This is a genomic window from Clostridium sp. D5 (genome assembly GCF_000190355.1).
In the GTDB taxonomy this organism is placed as follows: Bacteria; Bacillota; Clostridia; order Lachnospirales; family Lachnospiraceae; genus Faecalicatena; species Faecalicatena fissicatena_A.
In genome coordinates, this window is sequence record NZ_GL870812.1 from 177907 (window position 1) to 187170 (window position 9264).

8 protein-coding genes are annotated in these 9264 nt (G+C 50.4%); all 8 read left to right on the forward strand.

The window, feature by feature from the left end:
• The first annotated feature begins 509 nt into the window (after positions 1–509).
• The 8 genes from HMPREF0240_RS10975 to HMPREF0240_RS11010 all read left to right on the forward strand — a co-directional run bounded on the left by HMPREF0240_RS10975 (position 510) and on the right by HMPREF0240_RS11010 (position 8941).
• A complete protein-coding gene (locus tag HMPREF0240_RS10975) occupies positions 510–1790 on the forward strand; it encodes an L-serine ammonia-lyase, iron-sulfur-dependent, subunit alpha (protein ID WP_347462592.1) in 1281 nt (426 codons plus the stop codon).
• A gap of 37 nt (positions 1791–1827) precedes the next feature.
• Complete coding sequence (locus HMPREF0240_RS10980) at positions 1828–2694, forward strand: aldose 1-epimerase family protein (protein WP_009003489.1); 867 nt, start codon at positions 1828–1830, stop codon at positions 2692–2694.
• Positions 2695–2955: 261 nt separating this feature from the next.
• Positions 2956–4566 (forward strand): ABC transporter substrate-binding protein, encoded by a 1611-nt coding sequence (locus tag HMPREF0240_RS10985; protein WP_009003490.1) that lies wholly within the window; start codon positions 2956–2958, stop codon positions 4564–4566.
• 102 nt (positions 4567–4668) lie between these two features.
• A complete protein-coding gene (locus tag HMPREF0240_RS10990) occupies positions 4669–5664 on the forward strand; it encodes an ABC transporter permease (protein WP_009003491.1) in 996 nt (331 codons plus the stop codon).
• Positions 5661–6476 carry an ABC transporter permease gene (locus HMPREF0240_RS10995; RefSeq protein ID WP_009003492.1) on the forward strand — a complete coding sequence of 272 codons (816 nt, stop codon included), beginning with the start codon at positions 5661–5663 and terminating at the stop codon, positions 6474–6476. The genes HMPREF0240_RS10990 and HMPREF0240_RS10995 overlap by 4 nt, the downstream gene beginning before the upstream one ends.
• A 27-nt stretch (positions 6477–6503) precedes the next feature.
• The gene (locus HMPREF0240_RS11000) at positions 6504–7463 is read left to right on the forward strand and encodes an ABC transporter ATP-binding protein (protein ID WP_009003493.1); all 960 of its coding nucleotides are present in this window, start codon (positions 6504–6506) and stop codon (positions 7461–7463) included.
• Positions 7464–7628: 165 nt separating this feature from the next.
• Entirely contained in the window at positions 7629–8234 is a 606-nt protein-coding gene (locus tag HMPREF0240_RS11005) for an ATP-binding cassette domain-containing protein (protein ID WP_035313106.1), read from the forward strand.
• A 428-nt stretch (positions 8235–8662) separates the two neighbouring features.
• A complete protein-coding gene (locus HMPREF0240_RS11010) occupies positions 8663–8941 on the forward strand; it encodes a metal-sensing transcriptional repressor (protein ID WP_009003495.1) in 279 nt (92 codons plus the stop codon).
• Positions 8942–9264 lie beyond the last annotated feature (323 nt).

Below are 9264 nucleotides of genomic sequence, written 5' to 3' on the forward strand. Positions count from 1 at the left end.
GGTAAGGCACTAATCTTTCATTCCACAACCTCTTGATTTACAACTTCGGTTATACGTTTACCTTTCGGGCTTTGGTTTGATGTGCAACCTTACCCACCTCATCGCCTTATCAAGTTTCTGTTCGTAGGCTCGTGAACTTTGCTATGCGCTTCCTTCATCCACATCATTACTGATGCCAACTTGCGCTCCGCTACACTTGGCGGTAAATACCCGTGACTAGACTTTCACTAGCTAGATTAGTGCCATGCCTGGCACACACATAAACCCCCGGTGTCCGTAAGAACACCGGGGGTTTTTTGCGATTTGGGATAGGTATTGTCATTCCTGATATCACAGACAAGCTGCAGGGGATATACACTGCGGCATATGTGGCAGAGGCCGCTTACATCCGGGAAGACTGCGGACAAATTTGGCGTTCTGGTGCTTCCTGGTTCTTGCACTTTCTTCCAGAATAGTGTACATTTGTAATAGTGAATCGGACATGAAATGCCGGTGGAGTTTGGAAGGAGATTGTAATGAAGAAAACAGATGAGAAATATCAGGCGTATATAGAGATTTTGAGGGAAGAACTGGTTCCGGCGATGGGATGTACGGAGCCGATTGCACTGGCATATGCGGCTGCTAAGGCGAGAGAAGTGCTGGGGTGTCTGCCGGAGCGTGTTCACATCGGGGCAAGCGGCAGTATTATTAAAAATGTAAAGAGTGTGATAGTACCCAATACAGATCATTTGAAAGGGATCCCTGCTGCTGCGGTTGCTGGGATCATTGCCGGAAGGCCGGAAAAGGAGCTGGAGGTAATCGCCGAAGTGTCTCAGGAAGAGATCGAGGAGATTCAGGAATTTCTGGAAGAGAAAGAGATCAAGGTAGAGCATATAGATAACGGGATTACATTCGATATCATCGTAACTGTTTCTGCCGGTGAATCCTATGCGCAGGTACGGATTGCAAACTACCACACCAATATCGTGCATATTGATAAGGACGGAGAAATCCTGGTAGATATTCCGGTGCGCGGAGAGAGTGAAGAAGGACTGACAGACCGTGGTATACTGTCTGTGGAGGATATATGGGATTTTGTGCAGACGGTGGATGTGGAGGATATCCGCGAGATACTGCAGCGCCAGATCGATTATAATACTGCGATTGCCGAGGAAGGCCTGCGCGGGGTTTACGGTGCGAACATTGGAAGCGTAATTCTGGATTCTTATGGAAACGATGTCAGGAACCGTGCAAAGGCTATGGCGGCAGCCGGATCAGATGCCCGGATGAACGGCTGTGAGCTTCCGGTAATTATCAATTCCGGCAGCGGTAATCAGGGAATAACCTGTTCACTTCCTGTGCTGGAGTATGCAAAAGAACTGAAAGTGGATCAGGAAAAGCTGTTCCGTGCGCTGGCACTGTCCAATCTGGTTGCGATCCATCAGAAGACCGGGATCGGCAGGTTATCCGCATACTGCGGGGCAGTCAGCGCGGGGGCGGCTGCTGGAGCAGGTATTGCCTATCTTTACGGGGGCGGATACAAAGAAATTGCACATACAGTAGTCAATGCACTGGCGGTTGTGTCTGGCATGGTCTGTGACGGGGCTAAGGCATCCTGCGCGGCTAAGATTGCCGCATCTGTTGATGCCGGAATCCTGGGGTACCATATGTATATGCATGGACAGCAGTTCTATGGCGGTGATGGAATTATCACAAAAGGCGTGGAAAGGACCATCGAAAACGTAGGGCGCCTGGGAAAAGAAGGCATGCGCGGAACAAATGAGGAAATTATAAAAATCATGGTAGAATAAAACAAAGGTACAGAGCGGAAATGGAGGAGCAGATAATATGAAACTGGAAAATGAATCTCTCTATGTGGAAATTGCAGAAGCGGGGGCGGAGGTAACAAGAATCTTTGATAAGAAGAAGGGGACAGAAGTGCTCTGGGAAGGAGACCCGCAATACTGGAAACGTCATTCGCCGGTACTGTTCCCGAACGTGGGCAAGACCTACCGGAACACAGTCCGCATTAACGGGCTGCAGTACCCCACATCACAGCATGGATTCGCCAGGGACAACACATTTAAATGTATCAAATCCGCGCCAGATACGGCCAGCTTTCTTCTGCACTCCAATGAGGAGACAAAGGAAGTCTATCCGTTTGATTTTGAGCTGTACATCACATACAGGCTGGAAAAAAAGACGCTGCATGTACAGTGGAAGGTGAAGAACCCGTCCGATGAAACCATGTATTTTACGATAGGCGGCCATCCCGCATTCCGTTTTGCGGACAGGCAGGGCAAGGAAGATTACTGCCTCAGATTCCCGGGAAAAGAATCACTTGAATATATTCTTATTCATCCGGAATCCGGCACAGGCAATCTGGATACGGCCTTTGAGATGAAGCTGGATCATGAGACATATCCTCTGGCAGAGGAGCTGTTTGTCAATGATGCCCTGATATTTGACGGAGGACAGATTGAAGAAGTGTGGATCTGCCATAAGGACGGGGCCCCATATGTGGGTCTCTGCTGTAAGGATTTTCCGAACTTTGGCATATGGTCCGTAAAGGATGCTCCGTTTGTATGTCTGGAGCCGTGGGTAGGACGCTGCGATAACCATGGATTTGAGGGGGATATCTCCGAAAAGCCGGGAATCAGCAGATTGGAGGGACAGACCTCTTTCGTAAGGGAGTACCAGATTGTAGTGGCATAGTAAGAGATATGGAAGCAGAAAGAACATAAATAAAGAAAGCACAGACGGCAGGAGGCAGTCTGTGCTTTTTCGATGGTTATGATGGATCATATATTGTACTGCCCGGGAATACGGGGAGCGGGACGGCCCACTGTATGCATGAATAGTCCAATCCCCCTTTCGTACGGAAAGAAAAGAAAGAAAAGTATCCCCCTAAGGGGGTTGTGGCAAAAAATGGAGGGTGCTATACTGGACAAAAATCGGTAAAAACAGGAGGAAACTATGAGGAAGAGGGTTATCAGTATAGTATGCGCAGCAGCGCTCACAGCAGGCCTGTTAGCCGGCTGCGGACAGGGAACGGAAAACAAGGAAAAGAAGGCCGCTGAGGCAGACAGAGACTCCGTAGTTGTCACCATGCCAACCACTTCAGAGCCTGAGGAAGGCTTTGATCCCGCCTATGGCTGGGGAGCCGGGGAACACGTTCACGAACCTCTGATTCAGAGCACTCTGACCGTGACCACAAAAGATCTGAAGATAGAAAATGATCTGGCAACGGATTATCAGGTAAGTGAAGACGGGCTTACCTGGACAGTCACCATCCGGGATGACGTGAAGTTTACCGATGGAGAAACGCTGACGGCAGAAGATGTTGCATTTACCTATAACAATTGTAAAGAAAAAAGTTCGGTGAATGACTTTACGATGCTGGAAAAGGCATCTGCGCTGGATGACACGACTGTTGAATTCCAGATGACGAAGCCATTTTCCATATGGCCTTATACCATGGCAATTGTGGGCATCGTACCGGAACATGCTTACAATGAAAATTACGGTCAGAACCCTATCGGTTCGGGCCGCTACATTATGAAGCAGTGGGACAGAGGCCAGCAGGTGATATTTGAGGCAAATCCGGATTACTACGGGGAAACGCCGAAGATGAAAAAGGTAACCGTTTTATTCATGGAAGAGGACGCGGCGCTCGCCGCGGCTATGGCCGGCGAGGTGGATGTGGCGCATACAGCTGCTTCCTACAGTGAGCAGGCGGTTGATGGATATGAACTGTTTGCGGTACAGACCGTGGATAACCGCGGATTTAACCTTCCGGCGTCCGAGCCCCAGGAGAAGGAAGGTATTACATATGGAAATGTATTTACCTCAGATATAAATGTGAGAAGGGCGATCAATATCGGCATTGACCGCGACGAGATGATTGAAAATGTACTGAACGGACATGGTACAAAGGCCTTCAGCGTATGCGACAAAATGCCGTGGTACAACAGCGCTTGTGAAGTGGAATACGATCCGGACGGGGCGAAGAAGCTTCTGGAGGATGCAGGCTGGAAAGAAGGGAAGGACGGTATCCGCGAGAAAGACGGCGAGAGGGCGGCATTCACCCTGATGTTCAGCAGCGGAGATTCCGTCCGCCAGGCGCTGGCGGAAGATACCGCAAACCAGTTAAAAGAGCTGGGGATCGAAGTGACAACTGAGGGCGTGGGCTGGGATGTGGCTTACGACCGTGCGCAGTCAGAACCTCTGGTCTGGGGCTGGGGCGCACATACGCCGATGGAGCTTTACAATATCTACCATACACTTTCCAATACCGGAATCGGCCAGGCAGAGTATTCACCTTATGCAAATGAGACGGTGGATAAATACATGGATGAAGCGCTGGAAACGGCCACTTTGGAAGAATCCTATGAGCTGTGGCAGAAAGCCCAGTGGGACGGTACAACCGGAATCACGCAGGAAGGGGACATCCCGTGGATCTGGCTGTGTAATGTGGACCACCTCTATTTTGTAAGAGACGGCCTTCAGGTTGCAGAACAGAAAATCCATCCCCACGGGCATGGCTGGTCTATTATCAACAATGTAGATCAGTGGTCCTGGGAATAAAGAACGAATACAGAACAGGGACGCTGCCGTAAGATGAGCGTCCCGTTTTCCCGTTAAGGAGAACACGGGACAGAAAATAAAAGAAATTGGAGGATTTGAGATATGGCACGGCAGTGGAGTATCCGCATAGGGAAAAAAATCATATATATGCTTCTTCTGGTGACCGCTGCCAGCATCCTGACATTTATGCTGATGAAAGCTTCTCCTGTAGACCCGCTGCAGGCCAATGTGGGACAGGCTGCCCTCGGGAGCATGAGCCAGGAGCAGATCGGAAAGCTCCGGGAATACTGGGGCGTGGACGGCTCCCCGATAAATCAGTACGTATCCTGGGCGGCAGATTTTATACGGGGTGACATGGGAACCTCCCTTTTATACCGCCGCCCGGTGTCGGAGGTATTGGGCGTAAAACTTATGAATTCGCTGGTTCTGATGGTGATCGCCTGGATCTTATCGGGGATCCTGGGCCTGGTGCTAGGTGTGGTTTCTGGGATGAACCGGGGGCGGTGGATTGACCGGATCGTAAAGGGGTACTGCCTGCTGATATCCAGCACACCCACTTTCTGGCTGGCGCTATTGCTGCTCCTGGTGTTCGGTGTGTGGCTGAAGATCCTGCCTATCGGGCTGAGTGTACCGATCGGTGTGGAGGCGTCCGGGGTTACCATATGGGACAGGGTATATCATGCTATATTGCCGGCAATGACACTCAGTATCACCGGGGTATCCAATATCGCGCTGCATACCAGGGAAAAAATGATTGAGATTATGGACAGCGATTATATCATGTTCGCCAGAGCAAGGGGCCTGCGTGGTATCCGGCTTTTTAGGCAGCATGGATTCCGCAATGTTCTTCTGCCCGCGATTACGCTTCATTTTGCAGCAATCAGCGAGATTTTTGGTGGCTCCGTGCTGGTGGAACAGGTATTTTCCTATCCGGGACTGGGACAGGCGGCAGTCACTGCGGGGCTGGGAAGTGATCTGCCTCTTCTGATGGCTATTGCGGTGATCAGCGCCCTGATTGTTTTTAGCGGAAATATGCTGGCGGATATCCTGTATGGTATTGTGGATCCGCGGATCAGAAGAGGAGGCGTGCGGCGATGAATCGGAGAAAGAAAGTTTTTATAAGCCTGCTTGCATCTTCTCTTATCCTGCTTGCAATCTGCATTGGCGGCATGTTCTGCGCAGATACGGCGAGGCTCACGGACTTTTCCAGAAAGAACCTGTCACCTTCCCTGGACTGTCTTTTCGGTACAGACTGGATGGGGCGCGATATGCTTGCACGCACATTGAGAGGTCTTTCCATCAGCATACTGCTGGGGATTCTGACTGCAGCTGCCAGTGCCGTTACAGCGCTGATTCTGGGCGTTGTATCGGCAACACTGGGGAAGGCGGCGGATACGGTGATCACCTTCTGTATTGATTTGATCATGGGAATCCCACATATTCTGCTGCTGATCCTGATATCCGTTGCAATGGGCAAGGGCTTTAAAGGTGTGGCGCTGGGGATTGCCCTGACACACTGGCCGTCCCTGGCGAGACTGATCCGGGCGGAAGTAATACAGCTGCGGGAGAGCCCGTATATATTGATTGCAGAGAAAATGGGGAAAAGCAAATGGTATATTGCCAGAAAACATCTTATCCCGCACTTGATGTCCCAGTTTCTTGTAGGTCTGGTGCTGATTTTTCCGCATGCAGTCCTGCATGAATCCAGCATTACTTTTCTGGGATTCGGACTTTCTTCGGAGCAGCCGGCGATCGGCATTATCCTGTCAGAATCCATGAAATATCTGATTACCGGCAAATGGTGGCTCGCGCTTTTCCCGGGGGCAATGCTGGTGCTGGTTGTGGTTCTGTTTTACAAAGCGGGAGAAAATCTGCGAAAACTTACGGAACCGGGGAGTGTGCACGAATAAATCTGCGGAAGGAACGGAAAAGTTGGTATGGAGTTGAATGTAAACACGGAAAAGGGGGCGGCACCAGGGGCTCCCGTCTTAAAAATAGAACATCTGCATATATCTTTCACGCAGTATGAACAGGGGCTGCGCCGGGAGCAGATGACGGTTATCCGGGATCTGGACGTGGAGGTCAGAGCCGGAGAGATGGTGGCAGTTGTCGGTTCCAGCGGTTCTGGCAAAAGTCTGCTTGCCCATGCGGTTCTGGGCCTGCTTCCCTATAATGCCTCTGCAGGCGGCAAAATGGAATACTGCGGCAGTGAGCTGACCCCGGACAGGATAGAGAAGCTCCGGGGGAGTGAAATTGTGATGGTGCCCCAGAGCCTGGCCTGCCTGGATCCCCTGATGAAGACCGGGCACCAGATACGAAAGGGACGAACAGATAAGCGGACGAAAAATAAGCTGAAAGAAATCTTCAGAAGATATAACCTGAAGGAGAGTGTGGAAGAGATGTATCCTTTCGAGCTGTCGGGGGGAATGAGCAGAAGAATCCTGATCTCAACCGCACTGATAGAGGAACCGAAGCTGGTCATTGCCGATGAGCCTACCCCGGGCCTGGACCTCAAAGTAGCAAAACGGGCCATGGAACATTTTCGGGAGTTGGCGGACATGGGGGCCGGTGTGCTGGTGATTACACATGATCTGGAACTGGCGCTGGAGACGGTGGACCGCATTGTTGTATTTTATGCGGGCGAGTCCATTGAGGAAGCCAAAGCTTCCGATTTTAAGAGAGAAGAGACTTTGCGGCACCCCTATACGAAAGCACTGTGGCGTGCAATGCCCCGCAATGGGTTTCAGCCCACAGATGGGGTACAGCCCTATGCAAAGGAAATGCCGGAGGGATGTCCATTTGCGCCCAGATGCAGGCTGTGTACCGCAGAATGCAGCAAAGAGATTCCCTGGCGGGAACTTCGGGGCGGCCGTGTGAGATGCTTATCTGCCATGTAGGCGTCCTGCTGCTTTTATGCATCTGCCGAATAAAAACAGCTTAATATTGCCTGTATCTGCCGGTGGTAAACCTGGAATCTGGAAATTTGCATTCCGTGTAATAAAAAGAGCTGCTTTGATGATACATGTATCTAAAAGGCTGCTGTGTGGAGGAATAGAATAATTATGAGACTGGAGCTGAAAAATGTTTCCTATCAATATAAAAAAGAGGACCGGATGATACTGGAGGATTTCAGTCTGTCTGCGGAACATACGGAAAGAGTGGGTCTGCTGGCGCCGAGCGGATATGGGAAGACAACACTATGCAAGCTGCTTTCCGGCTATCTTCTGCCGGACAGTGGAGAAATTCTGCTGGATGGAAAGCCGCTGTCCTCTTATAAGGGTTACTGTCCGGTACAGATGATCTGGCAGCAGCCCGAACTTGCCGTGAACCCGAGGCTGCGCATGCGGGATGTGATTCTGGAGGGGGATGAGGTTGAGGAGCGCATCCTGCATGAGCTGGGAATCGAGCCGGACTGGATGAACCGCTTTCCTTCTGAGCTTTCAGGAGGAGAACTGCAGCGTTTTTGCCTGGCCAGGGCACTGGGAAAGAGAACCCGTTTTCTGCTTGCAGACGAGATCAGTACTATGCTGGATCTGATTACTCAGAGTCAGATCTGGAATTTCCTGGTACGGGAAGTGGCGCAACGGGAGATCGGGCTGATTGCGGTAAGCCATAACCAGGAACTCCTGGAGCGGGTGTGTACAAGACAGGTTGAACTGCGCAAATAAACCCTGAATTTTCATAGCCATGTGGCGCAAAATTTGTTAAGATATATTTATCGGATGATAGTCCTAATGAGCAGGGCCGACGTGGCAGCGTTGGTGAATCAGAATGATACTCTGCAGGGAAAGGCAGTCAATTCATTTACAGACAATTGGGTTTTGGGAAAACCTGGTTTGCGGAATGATGCGAGTTAATTCCGGTAAAAAATAAAAAAGAGAGTACAGGAGTTATGGAGAGAACAGAAAATCAAAAAAATGAACGGCATGAAACAGGTGTTATGGACCAAAAGGAACGAAAGCATGAGAATGGAGAAGTTCACAGACATGTCCATATACACGAAAATGAGAGGGCCTGTGAGCATGTGCATGAAAACGGAGTGGTCCATAGTCATGCGCATACACATGAAAACGAAGAAAACCACACACATGGGACAGTGCACCGCCATGTCCACAGCCAGGAGGAGAAAAAGGCAGTTATGAACCGCCTTTCCAAGGCAATCGGACATATGGAAGCGGTGAAGCGGATGGTGGAGAAGGATGCGGACTGCAGCGAAGTACTGATTCAGCTGGCAGCAGTGCGCTCCGCAATCAATAATACGGGAAAGGTGGTCCTGAAAAACCACATTGACCACTGTATTGTGGAAGCTGTGGAGGAAAATGACCAGGAAGCAATTCGTAAGCTGAACCAGGCGATTGACAAATTCATTAAGTAGGGATTTAGGCAACGAGCTTTAGTCTCGGGAGCGACGAAGGGGGCGCTTACCGTGAGCCGGGACGGACTGTGAAAAGCACCTGTCCTGTTGGTAATACAGTCGCTGCGCCAAGCGGCAGTAAGAGGAAATCCGCAAAATCAGCCAGAACCGAACGCATTCACCGTTTAATCTGATGATTAAACGCCTCAGGCGTTCTAAAAATCTGCTTCGGAAGCAGATTTTTTCTGGCTGATTTCGCGGATTTCCTCTAACTGCCGCTATGCTCGCTAAAAGTNTTTCCAACAGGACAGGTGCTTTTCACAGTCCGTCCCGGCTCACGGTAA

What these genes read in the sequence shown, in the direction of transcription:
- HMPREF0240_RS10990 (WP_009003491.1), top strand. Translation starts at nt 4,669, where the DNA reads ATGGCACGGCAGTGGAGTATCCGCATAGGGAAAAAAATCATATATATG.
- HMPREF0240_RS11005 (WP_035313106.1), top strand. Translation starts at nt 7,629, where the DNA reads ATGAGACTGGAGCTGAAAAATGTTTCCTATCAATATAAAAAAGAGGAC.
- HMPREF0240_RS10980 (WP_009003489.1), top strand. Translation starts at nt 1,828, where the DNA reads ATGAAACTGGAAAATGAATCTCTCTATGTGGAAATTGCAGAAGCGGGG.
- HMPREF0240_RS10985 (WP_009003490.1), top strand. Translation starts at nt 2,956, where the DNA reads ATGAGGAAGAGGGTTATCAGTATAGTATGCGCAGCAGCGCTCACAGCA.
- HMPREF0240_RS11000 (WP_009003493.1), top strand. Translation starts at nt 6,504, where the DNA reads ATGGAGTTGAATGTAAACACGGAAAAGGGGGCGGCACCAGGGGCTCCC.
- HMPREF0240_RS10995 (WP_009003492.1), top strand. Translation starts at nt 5,661, where the DNA reads ATGAATCGGAGAAAGAAAGTTTTTATAAGCCTGCTTGCATCTTCTCTT.